The sequence below is a fragment of the Allobosea sp. 05T438 genome, from assembly GCF_056396025.1.
The window spans coordinates 83,527-102,711 of record NZ_JBFTKQ010000012.1; the positions used below are offsets into that span (position 1 = coordinate 83,527).

Consider the following 19,185-nt stretch of genomic DNA (forward strand, 5'->3'; position numbering starts at 1 on the left):
CCCTTCACTTTTCTGCGAGTGCCCGCAATTGAGCCACGATTCCTACGACGATGCTGCGATCCGTCGCATCCTGCGCGAAACGAAGCGGATCGCGCTGGTCGGCGCCTCCGCGAATGAGGCGCGCCCAAGCTGGATCGTGACGAAATACCTGCTCGACCGCGGTTACGATGTCGTTCCGGTCAATCCCGGCCTCGCCGGGCAGACCATCCTGGGCAGGACGGTCTACGCCTCGCTCAAGGACGTCCCCGGCCCGATCGACATGGTCGAGATCTTCCGCAACTCGCAAGCCGCCGGGCCGATCACCGACGAGGCATTGGCGCTCGATCCCCTGCCCAAGGTGATCTGGATGCAGCTCTCGGTGCGCAATGACGAGGCCGCGGCCCGCGCCGAGGCGAAGGGCGTCACCGTCATCATGAATCGCTGCCCGAAGATCGAGTATGGCCGGCTGTCGGGCGAGATCGGCTGGCAGGGCATCAACTCGCGCATTCTTTCCGCCAAGAAACCGGTACTGGCCGGCAAGGGCTTCCAGAAGCTGACGATCAATCGGCCGGGGACATAAATCCGAGATTCTCGGGTCAAGCCCGAGAATGACGCGCAAGGGAGAGGCAGGACAATGCGCGAGCTCGCGACGACCTGCTGCATCGCCGGCGGCGGACCGGCCGGGATGATGCTGGGCTTCCTGCTGGCGCGGGCCGGCGTCGACGTGACGGTGCTGGAAAAGCACGCCGACTTCCTGCGGGATTTCCGCGGCGACACCATTCACCCCTCGACGATGCAGTTGATGCAGGAACTCGGCCTGCTCGACGACTTCCTGAAGCTGCCGCACACCGAGGAACGGCGCATCGTCGCGCGCTTCGGCAATGAGGACGTGCCGATAGCGGATTTCAGCCATCTGCCGGTTGCGGCGCCCTACATCGCCTTCATGCCGCAATGGGATTTCCTGGATTTCCTCGCCGATCGAGGCCGGGACCTGCCGCGTTTCAACCTGCTGATGCGGGCGAAGGCGACCGGGCTCATCCGCGAGGATGGGCGCGTCACCGGCATCACCGCGGAAACGGAGGACGGCGAGACGACGATCACGGCCGATCTCGTCGTTGCGGCGGACGGGCGCCATTCGGACCTGCGGCGGGCGGGCGGCTTCACCGTCAACGAGATCGGCGCGCCGATGGATGTGCTCTGGTTCCGCCTGTCCCGGCGCGAGAGCGACGCGGCGCAGACTTTCGGGCAGGTCGCGCGCGGGCGCTTCGCGGTGATGCTCAACCGCGGCGACTACTGGCAATGTGCCTATGTGATCCCAAAGGGCACGCTGGAAAAGCTTCAGGCTGCCGGCCTCGACGCCTTCAAGGCGAACCTCGCCGAACTGCTGCCGATCCTGGCTGATCGCGCCGGCGAGATCGCGAGCTGGGACGATCTCAAACTGCTCTCGGTCGCCGTCGACCGGTTGGAGCGCTGGTGGCAGCTGGGGCTGCTCTGCATCGGCGATGCCGCCCATGCGATGTCGCCGATAGGCGGCGTCGGCGTGAATCTGGCGATCCAGGATGCTGTGGCCGCCGCCAACCAGTTGGCGGCCCCGTTGCGGGAGAGACGAGTCTCAGACAGCGACCTTGCCGCCGTGCAGGAGCGCCGGACCTTCCCCACGAAGACGACGCAAGGCCTTCAGGTCGCGATCCAGAACCGCGTCATCACGCCTATCCTCGCCGGTAGCGGACCGGTGCAGCCGCCCTTCCTGCTCAAGCTCCTGCAATGGTTCCCGCTGCTGCGCCGGATACCGGCACGGCTCGTAGGCATGGGTTTCAGGCCCGAGCATATCGGGACGGAGCTGGCGCCGCGCGCCTGAATTGACGCTGCCGGCAGCGTTCGTTAAATCGAACGAACGGTTTCATCAAAAGTGTCAGGGAGAACGCCATGTCCGATCGTGCACCCGGTTTCAGCACACTCGCCATCCATGCCGGAGCGGCTCCCGATGCGGCAACGGGCGCTCGCGCCACGCCGATCTACCAGACAACCTCCTTCGTCTTCGACGATGTCGACCATGCCGCCTCGCTGTTCGGCCTGCAGGCCTTCGGCAACATCTACACTCGTATCGGCAACCCAACGAATGCGGTGCTGGAGGAGCGCGTCGCGGCGCTGGAGGGCGGTACGGCGGCGCTCGCCGTGGCCTCGGGCCATGCGGCCGAGTTCCTGAGCTTCCACGCTTTGCTGCAGCCGGGCGACGAGTTCGTCGCGGCTCGCAAGCTCTATGGCGGCTCGATCAACCAGTTCAACCACTCCTACAAGAACTTCGGCTGGAACGTGATCTGGGCCGATTCCGACGATATCGAGAGCTTCGCCAAGGCGGTGACGCCGAAGACCAAGGCGATCTTCATCGAATCCATCGCCAATCCCGGCGGCGTCGTCGTCGACATCGCTGCGATCAGCGCGATCGCCAAGAAGCACAATATCCCGCTCATCGTCGACAACACGATGGCGACGCCCTATCTGCTGCGCCCCTTCGAGCACGGCGCCGACATCGTCGTGCATTCGGCCACCAAGTTCCTCGGCGGCCACGGCAACTCGATCGGCGGGCTGATCGTCGACGGCGGCTCGTTCAATTGGGTCGGCGACGACCGCTACCCGATGCTCTCCAAGCCCCGGCCTGAATATAACGGCATGGTGCTGGGCGAGACCTTCGGCAATTTCGCCTTCGCCATCGCGACCCGCGTGCTCGGCCTGCGCGATCTCGGCCCGGCGCTCTCGCCCTTCAATGCCTTCATGCTGCTGACCGGCATCGAGACCCTGCCCTTGCGCATGCAGCGCCATTGCGAGAGCGCGCAGAAGGTCGCCGAGCATCTTGCCAAGCACCCGGCGGTGGAATGGGTCAGCTATCCCGGCCTGCCCGGCGACAAGTACCACGAGCTTGCCAAGCGCTATGTGCCGAAGGGCGCGGGCTCGGTTTTCACCTTCGGGCTCAAGGGCGGCTACGACGCCGGCGTGAAGCTGGTCTCGAACCTCAAGCTGTTCTCGCACCTCGCCAATATCGGCGATACGCGCTCGCTGGTGATCCACCCGGCCTCGACCACCCACCGCCAGCTCACCGACGAGCAGAAGGCGGCATCAGGCGCCGGCCCGCAGGTCGTCCGCCTCTCGATCGGCCTCGAGGATGTCGAGGATCTGGTCGCGGATCTCGATCAGGCGCTGGCGTGACGTCCCGCGTCATTCTCGGGCGGCGCCATGCGCCGACCCGGGAATCTCCTGCTGGAAAGGGCGCCCTTCCGCGCTGGCAATCGGGAGCTCACCGTCAAGAGATGCTCGGGGCGAGCCCGAGCATGACGAGCCTCATGCTCCCGCCACCCGCCCCGTCCGGGTGACATGGACCACCGCCATCGCCAGCACTGCGAAGGCGAGCGCCTGATGCGCCAGCCCGGCCCAGAGCGGCACGACCAGCAGCAAGGTGACGATGCCGAGCGCAGCCTGCGCCGTCATCAGGCCGGCGATCGCCGTCGCGCGCTTCGCCGCGCTCGATTGAGGGCCGACCCGCCGCAGGTGAACCGCCTGCCAGAGGGCGAAGGCGAACAGCACATAGGCGCCGAGGCGGTGGTTGAACTGCACCAGCGCGACATTGTCGACGAAGTTCTCCCAGAACGGCGTCTGGGCGAAGAGCAACGAGCCGGACGGCACAAGCGCTCCGTCCATCAGCGGCCAGGTGTTGAAGGTGAAGCCCGCCTTCGAGCCGGCGACGAGCCCGCCGAGCGCGATCTGGACAAAGGTCAGCGCAAGGAGCAGCCAGGCCATGGCGCGGCTGCCGACGGTTTCGGGCCGGCGCAGCGGCGTCAGCCATGTCGCGAAGGCGACGACCGAGCCGAAGAATAACCCGGCGAAGGTGAGGTGCAGCGTCAGCTTCACCGGCGCGACGGCGACCATGCCGGGCTGCAGGCCGGAAGCCACCATGATCCAGCCGATCGTGCCCTGCAGGCCGAGCAGCAGCCCCATGCCGAACAGCGTCGCGATCTGGCGCGCCGGCAGCAGGCGGCGCAGCGCCACGACGAGGAACCCGGCGAGATAGACGAGCCCGATGAAGCGGCCGAGCTGACGATGGCCCCATTCCCACCAGTAGATGAACTGGAATTCGCCGAGGCTCATGCCGTTGTTGAGGATCTGGTATTGCGGGCTCGCCTGATATTTGGCGAACTCCTCGGCCCAGGCCTGTGCCGAGATCGGCGGCAAGGCACCGGTGATCGGCTTCCATTCGGTGATGGAAAGGCCCGAACCGGTCAGCCGCGTCGCGCCGCCGACCACGACCATCACGAAGACGAGGCCCGCCACTGTCCAGAGCCAGCGGCGGATGCCGGCATGATCGGCCTTGGCGATATCGCCGGCAGTCTGGTTGAGCGCAACGGTCACGGGTGCGGGGCTTTCGGTCGCAGAAGCTGGCTGGCGCTTCACAAGCGCCTTCGCCGGTGACATAGACCCCTCGCGACGGCGCGACAACGCCCGCAATGCCGCAGCAGCCGCGTCCGCGCGGCGGAGAGTCTGATGAAACAACGCAACCGCAAGCTGCTCGGGACGGTGCTGATCCTTGTCTTCGTCTGCGTCTACGCGCTGGTCGCGATGGCGCTGGCGCAGGGACGGATCACCGAGGCGCCGAAGCTCGTGCAGACGATCGCCTATATCGCGCTCGGCCTCGCCTGGGTGCTGCCGCTGCTGCCGCTGATCAAGTGGATGGAGCGCAAGGACCAGGCTTGAGGCCTCGCCTCACCCGACATCGAGGCTGCGCCCGCGGTTCCGCAGCCAGAACGGCAACCCCGACAGCAGCGCCCGCAGCGCCGTCTCGTTCTGGTGCAGCCCGTTAAGCGAGACGCGCGGCAGCGCGTGAAAATGGCTTGCATGGTCCGGGAAGAGATGCCCCGGCCGCGTCGTCACCGCACTGACGAACCCCGCGTCCTGCGCCAGCGCGAATTCGCGCGGCCCGGCGGAGCCGGGATCGCCGACGGGATAGGAGAAATGCAGGACTGGCATGGCCAGCTCCGCCTCCAGTCGCGCCTTGCTTTCAGTGATCTCGCGGCGTGCCGTCCCGGCATCGTGCTTGGCCAGCATCGGATGCGTCAGGGTATGAGCGCCGATGGTAACGCCTGGCGCGCCGGAGAGCGCGCGCAGCGTCTCCCATGGCAGGCATTCGCGTTCGACGAGTGCAGCCGGATCGATGCCGGCCCGGGCCGTCAGTTCGGAGGCTGCCGACAGCAGGACCGCTTCCGGCCCCTTGCGCAGGCGCCAGTAGATGCTGTCGAAGGCACGGTTCTTTTCGGCGTCGGTCTCGGTGCGGGCGGCGAAGGGGCCGTCAGGCAAGGCGATGTCGAGGCGCGGCAGAGCACGGATCGCCTTTTCCAGCTCCAGCCACCAGAGCCGCGCCGTACGATCGGCGAAGCCGGGCGTGACGAAAAGCGTCCAGGGCACGCCATGCTTCGCCAGCACCGGCCAGGCGTGCTCGACATTGTCTCGGTAGCCGTCGTCGAAGGTCAACGCCACGAAGAAGCGCCCGCGCTTCGGCTGCCGCAGTCGCAGGATGGCCTCGTCGAGCGAAACGATGTCGTAGCCCTCGGCCTTAATAAGGCTCAGAGCCTCGTCGAGGAATTCGGGCGTGATCTCCAGCAAGGCATTTGGTGCGAAGCCGCGCGCCATCTGCGGACGCACATGGTGCAGGGTCAGGATCATCCCGGCGCCTTGCGCGAAGCCGCGGCTCCAACGATCGGCCCCCGTCGCCGCCATCAGCTTGAATGCGGCCGCGATGGCCTTGTGACGTCCGTTCATCGCCAATCCATGCAACTGCCCGCTAACGCTGTTGCGCAATAGCGCTGCCTGGCCGAACGATCATGACCGATCCGTTCACAATGGCGGGTTAAGGAGGACGGCCTCAATCCTCCAAGGGGCCGAGGGACCATGCCCGCCATTGCCGCCGAAACATCGCATCCCAGAACCGCGGCCATGGACAGTCGCGCGGGCGAGCGCGCCTGGGCGTCGATCGCCATCGAAAGCGATATCCGGTCGCTCGAAGACATCTGGCGGCCCTTCGAAGCAACGGCACTGGCGACCCCCTATCAGGCCTATGGCTGGATCCGTCCTTTCGTGGAGACGATGGGCGCCGCCCACGGGATGACGTTTCGGTATTCGCTCCTGCGTGATGCGCAGGGCACCCTCTGTGCGCTGCTGCCGCTGGTCATCACCCGGCGCAGCGGTATCCGCTTCGCCGAAATCATCGGCGGCAAGCATGCCAATTACCATATGGGGCTCTATGCTCCCGCCTTCGCCGCCAGGCTCGATGCAGCGCTCGCACAGCAGATGCTGGCCGAGATCGGCGCGGCGATCGGCGGCCTCGATGCACTCGTCTTCGTCAACCAACCGACGCACTGGCGCGGATATCTTAATCCGGCCGCCCTCCTTGCAGCCGGCCCGAGCCCGAGCCGGGCCTACAAGCTCGCGCTGATCACGGGTGATGGCGATGCCACGCTGAAGCGTTCGATGAGCAGTCATGCGCGCAAGAAGCTCAAGAACAAGCACAGCCGCTTCAGGGATTTCGGCCCGTCGGCGATGAACCGAGCGAGGACGCCCGATGAGATCGAGCGCGTTCTCTCGGCCTTCCTCGAACAGAAGGCCGCGCGCTTTCGTGCGATGGGCGTGCCCGATCCCTTCGCAGAGCCGGCGGTCCGCAGCTTCCTTTCACGGGCGGCGAGCTGCGAGGGCAATGCTGCGCCCGCCATCGAGCTCTATTCGCTCGATCTGGTGGGAAAAAGCACCGCCACCTATGTCGGCGCCACACTGGGCGAGCGGTTCTCGGGAATGGCGACCTCGTTCGACATGGAGAGCGAGACCGTCCGGACCAGCCCGGGCGAGTTGCTGCTGGCCGAGCTGATCCGGCAGAAATGCAATGATGGCTCGGCCGCTTTCGATCTCGGCGTGGGCGAAGCGCGCTACAAAACCACCTTCTGCGACGACCACGACGATCTGGTCGACACCTTCCTGCCGCTGACCTTCAAGGGCCGGCTCTTCGCCATGATGGCCCGGGCGAAACGCGAACTGAAGCGGCGGATCAAGGCCTCGCCCGTCGCGCTCAAGCTGGCGCAGCGAGCCTCGGGCTGGCTGCACCGCAAGGAGCGGGACGAAGACTGAGGCCCGCCGGGGCGACTACGCCTCGGCCGGCACCTCGGTGCGCGCCGAAGGCGCCTTGGGAACACCGCCTTCGGCGTCGAGGATGAGCGTGACCGGCGCTTCGGTGAGTTCGCTCAGGCGATAAGCGGCTTCGAGGGCGTGACCGTTGCCGAACTGGCCGCTCATCACCAAGCCACCCTGGGCGCGACGGGCGACGGGGCTCAGCATGGCGCCATCGTCGCTGGAGGCAGCGGCAACCAGCACCCAGTCGTAGGTCTCGCAGAGCGCATCGAGGGCAATATCCACGAGGTCGGGCGCCGCCAGCACGGCAGCGCGCCCCGCCCGGCCGGGACCGATGCTGTGCAGACGCGAGCCCGGCGCGCGCATGATGATGTCGGAGAACAAGGCCTCGCCTGCAAGGAGTTCAGAGAAGCCCGGCTCGTCGTGCTCATCATCCACCGTCAGGTCGACGAGAATGCAGCGGCAGCGCTGCGCAAGCAGCTTGGCGAGGTCGCGCGCGTTGGCAGCCCCCTCCGCGCCGCCATCGAGCACGAGCATCATCGGGGCCATGCCGCGCGGCGCCTCCTGCGTCCGCTCGGCGATCTCCGCGAGGGTCCGCTCCGGCCGGTCGAGGTCGAGCCGCAACTGGCCCAGGCGCCCGGCATGGGTCAGCAAGCCGGCGACGCGCTCGTGGCGGGGCTCCTGCGGCGCAGGTCCAGCCTGCTCCGTCTCGTCCTCGTTCTTGCCGGCAGAGACCCAGCGCGGCCGGCGCGGAGTCTCCGGCAGCGGCCGGCCCTGGCCGTTGAGCAGCTCGCGCGTGACGATCGTTGCCAGCGCGACCAGGAAGGTCGCGAGCGTAGCGACCAGCATGACGGGAACCTTCTTCGGGAAGGACGGCTCGGTCGGCTGCACGGCACGCGAGATGATGCGGGCATCGGCCGGCGTGGCATTCATGGTGTCCCGCGCCACCGCCTCGCGATAGCGCTGCATGTACTGCTCGAGCTGGTCGCGCAGGGTGCGCGCCTCGCGCTCGAGCGCCCGCAGCTGCACCTCGCTGTCATTGGCGGACGAGACATTCTTCTTCTGTCCGTCGAGCGCAGCCTGGAAACTCTCGACGCGCTGGCCTGCGATCTTGGCTTCGTTCTCCAGCGTCCGCACGGTCCGCTCGGCGGCGGCGCGCAGCTGTCCTTCGAGGTCGAGAAGCTGGGCGTTGAGCTCCTTGATCCGCGGGTGCTCGGGCAGGAGGCTGCGCGACTCCGCCGCGATCTGCGCGCGCAGATTGACGCGCTGCTCGATCAGGCGGCGCACGAGATCATTATTGGCGACATCGGGGATCTCGAAGGTCCGACCCTGCTTGATCGCATCGCGTATCAGCCCTGCCTTGGCCTGTGCCTCGGTCTGCTGGCTGCGCGCCGCCGAAAGCTGGCTCGAGAGATCGGTGAGCTGCTGCGAGGTGATGGTCGTGTTGTTGGAACCGACCAAAAGGCCGTTCTTGGACCGGAAATCCTCGACTTTCGCCTCGGCCTCGGCCACACGCTTGCGCAGCGGCTCGATCGTGGTCGAAAGCCAGTTCGAGGCGCTGCGGGCGTTTTCCTGCTTCGCCGCCTCCTGGAACTCGAGATAGGTCTCGGCGATGGTGTTCGCCGCCTTCGCCGCAAGCGCCGGATCGACCGAGGTGAATTCGATCGACACGATCCGTGAACGGCCGACGGGGAAGACCAGCAACCGGTCGTAATATTTTTCGAGGACGCGGTCCTCCGGCGAGCGATCGGCAGGGTGCCCACCCAGCCCGATCATAACCGCCAGCTTGCGTACGCTGCTGAGCGCGCCGACGCCGGAATCGAACTCGGGGTTGCCGACGAGTCCGATGCGCTTGATCGCCTCGCGGGCCAGATCGCGCGACATGATGACCTGGACCTGGCTCTGCACCGCTTCAGCGTCGAACTGACCGGAGGAATCCGGCAGCGACTGGCCCGGCAGTGCGTAGAAGGTGCCGCGGCTTTCCAGCAGCAGCCGCGCCTCGCCCGTATAGCGCGGCGTGACGATATTGACCGCAAGGAACGACAGGCCGAGCGCCGCAAGCGTCGGCCCGATGATCCAGAGCTTGCGGCGCTTGATCGCGGCCCACAACGCGGAGAGGTCGAGCATGTCGCCCCGGCCATCGCCGGCGCTGCGCGCTTCAATCCCTGCCTGAGCGGTCATGACACACCTCTGGACGCAAAACTCATGCATCCCGGACAGGGACGCGGGCGTCATTGAAGCCTCAGTAAGGTTATTGCCCGGTTAAGACGGTTCCTGAGCGGTTACCGCTGGCCACCGGGAAGCCTTTGTTAACCATATGACGCCTAAAGCTCGGGGGTATTCTGCACGGATAGCCTTTGTGATGAGTCGACGCCTCGCCTCTCTCGCCTTGGCCGCCGCCATGCTGGCGGGCGCATGCGCCCCCCGATATGTGGCGTCGGACTATACGCTTGCCGAGCCGGCGGGTCCCTACAGGCTCGCCAGCGGCGACAGGCTGCGCATCATCGTGTTCGGGCAGGACAACCTGTCGAACATCTATGCGGTCGACGGCTCCGGCCGGATTGCCATGCCGCTGATCAACACCGTCGAAGCGCAGGGCCGCACCACCCAGCAGCTCGCACAGGCGATCGAAGCCAAGCTGCGTGGCGGCTATCTGCGCGAGCCCAAGGTTTCGGTCGAGGTCGACACCTATCGTCCGTTCTTCGTGCTGGGCGAAGTCACCAATTCCGGCCAGTTCCCCTTCGTGAACGGCATGACCGTGCAGACGGCGGTTGCGATCGCCGGCGGCTTCACTCCGCGCGGACAGCGTTCCTCGGCGGAAGTCACCCGGCAGATCGACGGCCAGACCGTGACTGCGACCGTGCCGATCACCTACCCGGTCCAGCCCGGAGACACGATCGTCATCAAGGAACGCTGGTTCTGAAGCCCCGCGGATTCCTGCCATGACGGACGCCGCCGGCACGCGCCCCTTGCGAATTCTGCACGTCTTTCGCGCCCCCCTCGGCGGGCTGTTCCGGCACGTCCTCGATGTAGCCCGCGGGCAGGTGGAACGCGGCCACGCCGTCGGCATCTTCTGTGACTCGAACACCGGCGGCCAGAGAGCCGACGAAGTCTTCCAGGAGCTGTCGGGCCAGCTGGCACTGGGCGTGACCCGCGTGCCGATGTCTCGCTATCCGAGCCTGACCGACGCCAAGGCGCAGCTCTCGGCCGTCGCATTGCGGCGCAAGTTGGCACCCGACATCGTGCACTGCCATGGCTCGAAAGGCGGGGTCTACGGCCGGTTCCCGGCACTGCTCTCGCCCGGACGGCGCTATGTCACCGCCTATACGCCGCATGGCGGCAGCTTCAACTACAAGCCCGGCAGCCGCGAACACAGAGTCTACATGGCGGTCGAGCGCCTGCTCGAGGGCGCGACGGACATGTTCCTGTTCGAAAGCCGCTTCATCGCCGGGCGCTTCGAAGCGCATATCGGGCACGCACCGCGGACCGGCCACCGCGTCGTCCTGAATGGCGTCTCGAATGCCGAGTTCGAGCCGATCGACCATGCGCAGGCGCAATTCGACCTGCTCTATCTCGGCGAACTGCGCTCGGCGAAGGGGGTCGACACGCTGATCGATGCGCTGCAGCTGCTGCGTCAGCGCGACGGGCTGAGGCCGCGCATCCTGATCGTCGGATCGGGGCCGGACGAGGCCGAGCTGAAGCAGATGACGCGGGACCGCGGCATCGCCGATCAATGCGTGTTCGAACCACCCGGGCCCATCCGCAAGGCGCTGGCGCAAGCGCATGTGATGGTGATCCCGTCGCGCGCCGAGTCCCTCCCTTACGTCATCCTCGAGGCCGCGGCCGCGGCGCAGCCGCTGATCTCGACGGATGTCGGCGGGATCGCCGAAATCTACGGAGCGCGGCACCGCGACCGACTGATCAAGACCGACGATCCGCAGGTCCTCGCCGGCGCGATCCGCACCATGCTCGAAACACCGGAATCGGAGCGGCTGGCCCAGGCTGTCGACCTGGCCGCACATGTCCGGCAGAATTTCTGCATTGACGCAATGGTCGACGGCATCATCGCCGCCTATCGCGACGCAATGGTCGCGCGCGGCATGGCCTGAAGCGGCGTCAGACCAGCTTCAGCGCGGCGACGCCGGCAACGACCAGCACGATACCGAGCCAGCCGACCGGCCGGATGCGCTGACCGAAGGCCAATGCGCCGACAACCGCGGTGATCACCAGCCCGGCACCGCCCCAGACGGCATAGGCGACAGCCAGATCCATGCCCTTGATCGCCTGCGCCAGGGCGGCGAAGGCCCCCATGACGAAGACGATGCCCCCGGCGCCGACCACGCGGTGGCTCATGCCGTCCGACAGCTTCAGCAGGTAGGTGCCGGCGATCTCGAAAGTGACCGCCAGCAGCAGCCAGAGGAAGGGAGCGGCCTGAATGAACGAGGCATTCACACAAGCCTCCCGCCAGCGAGCGGCTCGTCCTGCTTGCGGCCATGGCCGACGCCATTCTCGATGAGAAGGATGCCGACCAGGATCGCAGCGAAACCGAGCATTCGGCCAACTGTGAGGTGCTCCCCGAAGAGGAGATGGCCGATGACGGCGATGCCGACGATGCCCGCCCCTTCCCAGACGGCATAGGCCACCGCCATCGGGATGACGCGCAGCGCAATGCTGAGCAGGATGAAAGAAAAGCCGATCAGGACCAGCGGCAGCGTGCCGATGAGCCAGGGTGCGGAGACGACCGACTTCAGCGCGGCCGTCGCGACGATCTCGACGGCAATGGCCGCGAGCAGAACCAACCAATGAAAAGACATTTTGCACACGGGCGAAGCCGACGCTGAACATCGCAGATGCGACGCAGGGACAGCCAAGCAATCGTTAGAGTTTTAAATCGACAGATCCGAAAAGAAGCAGTTGCAGAGGCTCGACCTCGACAATCGGCGTCATGGGAAAAACAACGATCCCGACGCCATGCCCCAAGCGGGCGATATATGCTTCTCAGACACTCATCGAAGAGGAATATGCCGCCACCCTCGGCTAATGTCAACTCTCGATAACTTGCAATAACAACGACTTACGGGAAACCGACTGATTTATACGTAGCTTTACCCCCGAGCAAGCCATTGGCCCTCCAAGACAAAATCAGCATTTCACGCCATGTTTTTTTAAGCCCCGCGCTCAGGCATTTTCGAGGTCCGGAACGCCTCGGTTTTGCCCGATCCCTTACTGATCCTGCGAAACAAGACGCGGTCGGGTTAAGCGTTCCGAGAGCAATTTCGGGTAGACCGCGACCGGGACCGCCGCGCCCGGCGCTGCGATCCGGCTTGAGGATTGGACGCTATGGGGACTTTCGATGTCCGCGATATGATGAAGGCGGACGCGGCCGCCTCGGCAACGCCGGCGATGTTCGGCGGAGCGGAAGCGGGCCCGACGCGGCGCTTTCATCCCCTCGCCGAGCGCATCGCCGCCATCCCCGTCAAGCCGACGCTATCGCCCGTGATGATCGAAGGAGTCGCCCGGCTTGTCGATGCGCTCGCGGTGATCGGAACGGGCGCCCTGATCTACTGGCTCTACGTGGCGGGCAAGGACGAATACGCCCTGCCCTATCAAATCGCGATCCCGACGCTGGCGGTTACAGCCCTCGGCACCTTCCAGGCGCTGCAGCTCTATCCGATCGGCGCGCTGCGCAACCTCATCGCCAGTGCCGTCCGGCTCCTGACCGGCTGGACGATACTCTTCCTCATCACGATGGCGGTCTTCTTCATCCTCAAGATCAGCGATCAGGTCTCCCGCGGCTGGCTGATCGGCTTTTATTTCGCTGGCGCCGGCGCTCTCTTGAGCGGCCGGATCGTCGTGATGCTCGGCGTGCGTCATCTGACCCGCAACGGCCGGCTCGAGCGACGCACGGCGATCGTCGGCGGCGGCGAGGCGGGCGAGGCCCTGATCCGCGCCCTGGAAAGCCAGAAGGACACCGGCCTGCGCATCTGCGGCGTCTTCGACGACCGCAATGACGAACGCTCCCCCGATCTTGTCGCCGGCTACCCCAAGCTCGGCACGATCGACGACCTCGTCGAATTCGCACGCCGAACCAAGCTCGATCTGGTGATCTTCACCCTGCCGATCTCGGCCGAGGCGCGGCTCCTGACCATGCTGCGCAAGCTCTGGGTACTGCCGATCGACATCCGTCTGTCGGCGCATCTCTCCAAGCTGAGGCTGCGGCCGCGCTCCTACTCCTATTTCGGCACCGTGCCCGTGCTGGATGTCTTCGACCGGCCGATCGCCGACTGGGACATCGTCGTCAAATGGATATTCGACAAGGTCGTCGGCGTGCTGGCGCTGATCGCGCTTTCGCCGGTGATGCTTGCGACAGCCATCGCCATCAAACTCGACTCTAAGGGGCCGGTTTTCTTCCGCCAGAAACGCTACGGCTTCAACAACGAGACCGTCGAGGTCTTCAAGTTCCGCTCGCTCTACCACGACAAGAGCGACTTCAAGGCGGCCAAGCAGGTGACGCGAGACGATCCGCGCGTGACGCGCGTCGGCCGCTTCATCCGCAAGACCTCGATCGACGAACTGCCGCAACTGCTGAACGTGGTCTTCAAGGGCGATCTGTCGCTGGTCGGGCCGCGCCCGCATGCCATCCACGCCTCGACGGCCAACCGCGCCTATGAGCAGGTCGTCGACGGCTACTTCGCCCGCCACAAGGTCAAGCCCGGCATCACCGGCTGGGCCCAGATCAGCGGCTGGCGCGGCGAGACGGACACAGATGAGAAGATCCAGCGGCGCGTCGAGCACGATCTCTACTACATCGAGAACTGGTCGGTGCTGCTCGATCTCTACATCCTGTTCAAGACGCCGCTCTCGCTGCTGACCAAGAACGAGAACGCGTATTGAGCACCGTCGCCGAGCACCCGTCGCATGAGGCGCCGGGCCCCCGGCTCGCGATCTCATATGCCGCGATCAAGCGCGGGACGCTCTGGCTCCTCGGCGCGTCAAGCGGCTTCGCGCTAATAGAGCCCTCGCCCTACGAACTCGTTTTCCTGCTGACGCTCTTCGTCTTCGCCGTCACCGGGATCCGCTTCTCGCAGAAGCTGCTGCCGCTGGCCGTGCTGCTGCTCCTCTACAATATCGGTGGCATCTTCTCGCTGATACCGTGGATGGACGAGGGCGATTCGGTCCGCTTCACGGCCGTTTCCGTCTATCTGATGATCACCGGCATCTTCTTCGCGGCGATCATGGCGGAGGATGCGACAGGCCGGTTGGAAACCCTGTGGCAGGGCTATCTCTTCGCCGCCTGGTACGCGGGCATCGCAGGCGTGCTCGGCTATTTCGACGTCGCCGGTCTGGGCAGCAGCTTCACGCTCTATGGGCGCGCGTCCGGCACCTTCAAGGATGCGAACGTGCTGGGCCCGTTCCTCGTCCTGCCCATTCTCTACGTCCTGCATCGCATCCTCACCGGGCAGGCCGGGCTGGTGCGCGGCTTAGCCTTGATCAGCATGCCGCTGTTCGCGCTGTTCCTGACCTTCTCCCGCGGCGCCTGGGGCAATCTGGTAGCTTCGGCCCTGCTCATGATCGGGCTGGCATTCCTGACCGCCCCGAATGCCATGCAGCGCGGTCGTATCGCGCTCCTCACGCTCGTCGCGTTCATGGCGGCGGCAGCCGCGCTTGCCGTCGCGCTCTCCTTCGAGAACATCCGCGACGTCTTCGAGACCCGGGCGAGTCTCGACCAGAGCTACGATCAGGGCGTGACGGGGCGCTTCGGCAACCAGCTTCGTTCGATCTCGCTTCTGCTCGAAGCGCCCAACGGGTTCGGGCCTCTGCGCTTCCGCTGGCACTTCACGGAAGATCCGCACAACGTCTACATCAACGCCTTCGCTTCCTATGGGTGGCTGGGCGGCGTGGCGTGGCTCGGGTTGATGGCCGCGACCTGCTATGTCGGCTGGCGCCTCGTGTTTCAGCGCCGGCCGTGGCAGCAGCATGCCGTCGTGCTGTGGCCGGTGTTGTTCGTGACGATCCTGCAAGGCCTTCAGATCGACACCGACCATTGGCGCCATCTCTATCTGATGCTCGGCCTGATCTGGGGTCTGGCTGCCCTGCCGAAGCCCACCTCGCGGACAGAACGCGCCTCTCGATCCGAACTCGGCCGCGATCAGGGATGACGCCGGTGGCCCCGCGGGCGCCGGCATGGACGCAGGCCGCCGGGCCAGCAGCTCAGACCCCGGCTGAACCGCATCCGATCGGGTCCGCCACGATGACGCGGCTCGTCTTGCGCGCCTGCTCCGCCCGCAGAGCCAGATCGATGTGACGGCGATACTCTGCCCAGGAGCCGACCCTGCGACCGCAATTGCCGCATGAAACGATGCTGGCATCGGTGAGAGCCTGGGGGATCGAAACCCCCGGCGAACCGCAATCCTCGCAATGGAACCAGTCCTGCCTCAACACGGCCTCGCCTGCATTCATTCTCGCACGGCGACGGAGCGTCGACCGCGACCGCATCAAAGGCGACGGCAGATGACTGATTACTGAACGGTCGCTTGGCCGGCAAGAGAACCGGAGGCAAGCCTATTCGAAGGACCGCGACGGCCCGTCGCCTCCGCAAGTCGCCTTGAGGTGTTGGACGTTGTCGTTGGAGAAGACCAGCCGAAGCTTGGGGCGCGCGGCCTCCAGAGCCCGAGAGGCGTCTTTCCTGCTAGCGGCTGCGCGGCGAATCTGTGCGCGCCGCACGATCAGCGACATCTGATGCCTGCGTTTCATGGATACCAATTCCCGCGCCGCGCAATGATGATTGCAGCGGGGAGCATGATCGACACCCCCCATTTGGGGGACGCCATTCATATTTGTCGCACCGCAAAACGAGGCGGGGGGCCTTTCCGCACAAGTCGTTCCACGAGAGCGAGCAAGATTGCAGCGAAGCGCATTGCATCTGCTGCGGCCCGCCACTATAAGCCGAGCCGTCGGAGCGTAGCGCAGCCCGGTTAGCGCACTTGTCTGGGGGACAAGGGGTCGGAGGTTCGAATCCTCTCGCTCCGACCATAAAACCTCACAAAATCAATATGTTGCCAGCCACCCGTTTTCTGGTGCCGAAGAACAGATCGGCACCGAACGGGAGGGAATCGGCCATAGCGGGACAAAAAGTCCCGACAGATGTTCTGCTGACGTTCTTGGCGCCCCTCCCCTCCACAGTGGAGGGACGGCCGTGGGTGAGCGGGCGATGCTCACGCCGGGACCGCTTACGATCCATCATCAGGCCTCTGCACGATCGCGGGGTTCCACCATTTGACTGCGGCCGGCAAGGATCGGTGCGCCCTCGCCTATGTCCATTTGCGCGAGGATGCGACTCGCTATGCCGCCGCGCCGCAGTTGCCGCTGCCGCCCCCGCCTTCCGGTGAAGCTGGGATACTCGCGGATGCCAACTCCAAATCCCTCAACCCCACCCTCTCCAAGGATCCGGAGATAGTCGGGCTTAGGGCTGCGTTGGAGCGCATCTCTCGCTGGGAGCGCTATGGCGGCGAAGACAGCAAGCCGCTTGTCCTACCCCGTCGATATCGCCAAGCAAGCTCTGGCGGCCCTTAGGGAGGCGTGAGGGATGGGCAGGCTTCTGCCAGAAGACATCAAGGTTAAGGTCTACCCGATCCCCGGCATCCACCAGAAGAGCGGGCAGCACGTCGGTGTACCGAACAGCGTCTGCATCACGCACACCAGCGGTGTCGCAGCATATGGCGACATCGGTCGGCCAAGAAGACGAAGCACCGCAAGGAGAAGCGGAGCCATCTCAAGCCAGAGCGAGAGCGGTCGGTCAGCGAGATCGAGATGCTCGCCGACGCCCGGAGCCGATCTGGTGGAAAAGGCCAAATGACATGGCCTCGCCGCTTTATCCATGGCGCCGCACCATCCGACCTCCACGGATGGAGCATCGATCACCAATCTCGATGCGACGGGCGATCCTTGCGCGGTCGGCCGCTTTCGCTGGATTGACGCAACGCGACGTCACGCTCCATGAATACGCGCACCCGGTGGCGCTGGAGGGTGAAGTGAGGCTTCTTCTCGCATTGGCGGTCGTGCTTGCGGCATGCGGTCCGGCTGCGGCTGAGAAAGTCCAGGCCGGCAAGCGCGGCGGGTTCTGGTGCGCCGATATTAATGACTTCGAGAAGACGCTGAAGGGCGAATACAAGAATGCCCTCGCGGCGGTCGGCCCTTCTTGCAAGATCATCGACGCGAACGCGACCGTCGAGGCGGATTCGACGGACAAGGGCGGTCGTCTCTTGTACGGCCTTGGCCGGTTTGATGGGAAAACCGCCGTGCCATTCGTGCTCTACCAGGACGATGTCGCTGCCCCGCCGCCGGCACCAGCAACGCCGGCCCGGGCACCTGCCTCGCCTCCCGAAGGGGCCGAGAAACGCACCTATAAGCGTGTCAGCCCGAGAGACCTGCGCAATGCGCCGGACAAATGGCAGGGGCGCGATATCGAATTTGCGAATGTTCAGGTCTATTGGACTGACGATGATGACGTTCGGATCACCGCCAACACCAATGTCATGCTGCTCGCGCGGAGCGTCAGCTCAACCGATGCCCGTTTCCTGCGCAGCGAGTGCAAGACCGAGTTGGAGGCCAGCATGCGCAAATGCCGGGTCACGGCGCGCTTCCGGTTAGATCGCTACGGCGAGGACAAACCAGTCGGGATATTGAAGCGGACCGTCCTGGTCGCGCGTGACGTCGAGCTGATCCGGGCCGGGAAAAAGCGCTAACCCTCGGAGCGAGTGCTGGCTTGTCGCCATGCTGAAACATGCGACACTTCCAACGAATGTCGGCTTTGTCCTCATTCCAAACTCCAAAGCTGTGTTTCGTTACTCGCTCTGGACACAGCGTCTGCAAGAACTCCGAAATCACGCGCAAGTGAGCTGGTTCGACAATGAACCTCTTCCTCCGCCCGATATGCGCGAAAACCCCTTTCTCGGGCATCTGAACGAGCAGATCGACCACACCGTTCGAGAGGGGTACGATCTGCGTCAGATCGCTCTGTCTGAAATCGCAGAGCGAAAAAGCTGGCAGGCGGAGCTAGCTGGTGATTAGACTGGTCAGAATACCCCTGCGCCGGCCGCACGTCCTTCTTATCACCGCGTCTTCGGGAATAGCCCGAGCTCGGCCGTGCCAGGTAAGTGCTACTGGAAATAGTCGATACCAGCCCGCTCGGTACTGGCTCCGGCCGTCGACGACCGCCAGCAAGCGGCAACAAGCCGCCTTTGACTCCGAGGACGCCAGCAGTGGATTGTCACACCTTCGGAACGGGAGAAAACCCATGGCTGAAAGCAATGAGATTCCCGCAGTTCGGGTAGCCGGTTTCCAGGTTTTCCGAGGGCCGGACGCCATCGCAGTTCGCTTCGAATTGATGACAGCGCCGGGCACCAAGGAGTCGGTCACCATCGCACTGACACCGACTGGGGCGCAGGAGTTGGCCAAGCAGCTCGCGCAGGAATCTACTGCCGGAACCACGGGAACAACGCCCGACACCTCGCGCCAGTAGCCACAGCTCCAGTCGAAGTCGTCGATCCCCTTGCGGCCGGCGCCCTGGCGCGGCTTGCTGCGAAGGGCCACCGCTCAAAGGAAGGCCGGCCTTATCGTCTGGCAACCATCCGGGCGCAGGGAAGTAAGGCTCCCGTAAGGACGAGCACGCTTAGATCCTCTGATCGAGTCCGTGAAACGCAATGCTTTGCGAGGGAGCCTGATCATGAGCGATGACAGCGACAAATCTGTTCCGTTGAACGATGCCGAACTCGACGCCGTTGCGGGAGCCGGCAGCATGGCCCGCACCACCATCAGCACCTTTAGCATGGTGGGCGGAGCTTTTGTGAAGTTGGCAGGATCGGTGCTTGGAAACGAAGGCATGACCCAACATGGTCGGGAAATGATTGCCGAGGCATCAGCCCGCTTGACCGCGCCCGCCAAAAAAACCTGACGTAGTGAGACTCGTCGGCGTCTGGCGGCTAGCACGGTTTCGCTAGAGGAGACGGCCGCTAGATCGGGCCGCGGCGGCCTCAAAAGCCTCTC

At 65.1% G+C, this 19,185-nt stretch carries 18 protein-coding genes and 1 tRNA gene; 14 read left to right on the forward strand and 5 right to left on the reverse strand.

Going from position 1 to position 19,185, the window contains the following annotated elements; all coding sequences use genetic code 11:
• The first annotated feature begins 28 nt into the window (after window positions 1-28).
• The 3 genes from AC1DIN_RS21260 (at window position 29) to AC1DIN_RS21270 (ending at window position 3,183) form a co-directional block, all read left to right on the forward strand.
• Window positions 29-559, forward strand: coding sequence for a CoA-binding protein (locus AC1DIN_RS21260; protein WP_441471988.1), 531 nt, complete (start codon window positions 29-31; stop codon window positions 557-559).
• 54 nt (window positions 560-613) lie between these two features.
• The gene (locus AC1DIN_RS21265; protein WP_476811204.1) at window positions 614-1,837 is read left to right on the forward strand and encodes an FAD-dependent oxidoreductase; all 1,224 of its coding nucleotides are present in this window, start codon (window positions 614-616) and stop codon (window positions 1,835-1,837) included.
• Between the two features lie 68 nt (window positions 1,838-1,905).
• On the forward strand, window positions 1,906-3,183 hold the full coding sequence (locus AC1DIN_RS21270; protein WP_476811205.1) for an O-acetylhomoserine aminocarboxypropyltransferase: 1,278 nt from the start codon (window positions 1,906-1,908) through the stop codon (window positions 3,181-3,183).
• A gap of 132 nt (window positions 3,184-3,315) precedes the next feature.
• Here the strand turns inward: AC1DIN_RS21270 and AC1DIN_RS21275 are convergent, their stop codons facing one another.
• Complete coding sequence (locus tag AC1DIN_RS21275; protein ID WP_476811206.1) at window positions 3,316-4,443, reverse strand: COX15/CtaA family protein; 1,128 nt, start codon at window positions 4,441-4,443, stop codon at window positions 3,316-3,318.
• A 69-nt stretch (window positions 4,444-4,512) separates the two neighbouring features.
• Here AC1DIN_RS21275 and AC1DIN_RS21280 point away from each other — a divergent pair, with 69 nt between their 5' ends.
• Window positions 4,513-4,722 carry a DUF2842 domain-containing protein gene (locus tag AC1DIN_RS21280; RefSeq protein ID WP_441471984.1) on the forward strand — a complete coding sequence of 70 codons (210 nt, stop codon included), beginning with the start codon at window positions 4,513-4,515 and terminating at the stop codon, window positions 4,720-4,722.
• Between the two features lie 9 nt (window positions 4,723-4,731).
• Here the strand turns inward: AC1DIN_RS21280 and AC1DIN_RS21285 are convergent, their stop codons facing one another.
• Window positions 4,732-5,784 (reverse strand): polysaccharide deacetylase family protein, encoded by a 1,053-nt coding sequence (locus tag AC1DIN_RS21285; protein WP_476811207.1) that lies wholly within the window; start codon window positions 5,782-5,784, stop codon window positions 4,732-4,734.
• Between the two features lie 174 nt (window positions 5,785-5,958).
• Between AC1DIN_RS21285 and AC1DIN_RS21290 the strand changes: the two genes are divergently transcribed.
• Window positions 5,959-7,140 (forward strand): GNAT family N-acetyltransferase, encoded by a 1,182-nt coding sequence (locus AC1DIN_RS21290; protein ID WP_476811208.1) that lies wholly within the window; start codon window positions 5,959-5,961, stop codon window positions 7,138-7,140.
• A gap of 15 nt (window positions 7,141-7,155) precedes the next feature.
• Here AC1DIN_RS21290 and AC1DIN_RS21295 read toward each other — a convergent pair whose 3' ends face one another.
• Entirely contained in the window at window positions 7,156-9,321 is a 2,166-nt protein-coding gene (locus AC1DIN_RS21295) for a GumC family protein (protein ID WP_476811209.1), read from the reverse strand.
• A gap of 181 nt (window positions 9,322-9,502) precedes the next feature.
• Between AC1DIN_RS21295 and AC1DIN_RS21300 the strand changes: the two genes are divergently transcribed.
• Together AC1DIN_RS21300 and AC1DIN_RS21305 are read left to right on the forward strand one after the other, a co-directional pair.
• Complete coding sequence (locus AC1DIN_RS21300; RefSeq protein ID WP_441471980.1) at window positions 9,503-10,063, forward strand: polysaccharide biosynthesis/export family protein; 561 nt, start codon at window positions 9,503-9,505, stop codon at window positions 10,061-10,063.
• A gap of 19 nt (window positions 10,064-10,082) precedes the next feature.
• Window positions 10,083-11,249: a glycosyltransferase gene (locus AC1DIN_RS21305; protein ID WP_476811210.1), complete on the forward strand. Its 1,167-nt coding sequence runs from the start codon at window positions 10,083-10,085 to the stop codon at window positions 11,247-11,249.
• Between the two features lie 7 nt (window positions 11,250-11,256).
• Here AC1DIN_RS21305 and AC1DIN_RS21310 read toward each other — a convergent pair whose 3' ends face one another.
• Together AC1DIN_RS21310 and AC1DIN_RS21315 are read right to left on the reverse strand one after the other, a co-directional pair.
• A complete protein-coding gene (locus AC1DIN_RS21310; protein WP_441471978.1) occupies window positions 11,257-11,592 on the reverse strand; it encodes an SMR family transporter in 336 nt (111 codons plus the stop codon).
• Entirely contained in the window at window positions 11,589-11,954 is a 366-nt protein-coding gene (locus AC1DIN_RS21315) for a DMT family transporter (RefSeq protein ID WP_476811211.1), read from the reverse strand. Before AC1DIN_RS21315 ends, AC1DIN_RS21310 begins: the two co-directional genes overlap by 4 nt.
• A gap of 526 nt (window positions 11,955-12,480) precedes the next feature.
• Between AC1DIN_RS21315 and AC1DIN_RS21320 the strand changes: the two genes are divergently transcribed.
• The 7 genes from AC1DIN_RS21320 to AC1DIN_RS21350 all read left to right on the forward strand — a co-directional run bounded on the left by AC1DIN_RS21320 (window position 12,481) and on the right by AC1DIN_RS21350 (window position 19,093).
• The gene (locus AC1DIN_RS21320; RefSeq protein WP_441471976.1) at window positions 12,481-14,034 is read left to right on the forward strand and encodes an undecaprenyl-phosphate glucose phosphotransferase; all 1,554 of its coding nucleotides are present in this window, start codon (window positions 12,481-12,483) and stop codon (window positions 14,032-14,034) included.
• Window positions 14,031-15,299, forward strand: a complete 1,269-nt coding sequence (locus tag AC1DIN_RS21325; protein ID WP_476811212.1) for an O-antigen ligase family protein — start codon at window positions 14,031-14,033, stop codon at window positions 15,297-15,299. Before AC1DIN_RS21320 ends, AC1DIN_RS21325 begins: the two co-directional genes overlap by 4 nt.
• 796 nt (window positions 15,300-16,095) lie before the next feature.
• A tRNA-Pro gene (locus AC1DIN_RS21330) sits at window positions 16,096-16,173 on the forward strand.
• Between the two features lie 824 nt (window positions 16,174-16,997).
• Window positions 16,998-17,885, forward strand: coding sequence for a hypothetical protein (locus tag AC1DIN_RS21335; RefSeq protein WP_476811213.1), 888 nt, complete (start codon window positions 16,998-17,000; stop codon window positions 17,883-17,885).
• Between the two features lie 28 nt (window positions 17,886-17,913).
• On the forward strand, window positions 17,914-18,210 hold the full coding sequence (locus AC1DIN_RS21340) for a hypothetical protein (protein ID WP_476811214.1): 297 nt from the start codon (window positions 17,914-17,916) through the stop codon (window positions 18,208-18,210).
• Between the two features lie 226 nt (window positions 18,211-18,436).
• Complete coding sequence (locus tag AC1DIN_RS21345) at window positions 18,437-18,661, forward strand: hypothetical protein (RefSeq protein WP_476811215.1); 225 nt, start codon at window positions 18,437-18,439, stop codon at window positions 18,659-18,661.
• A gap of 204 nt (window positions 18,662-18,865) precedes the next feature.
• Complete coding sequence (locus AC1DIN_RS21350; protein WP_476811216.1) at window positions 18,866-19,093, forward strand: hypothetical protein; 228 nt, start codon at window positions 18,866-18,868, stop codon at window positions 19,091-19,093.
• Window positions 19,094-19,185: the final 92 nt, after the last annotated feature.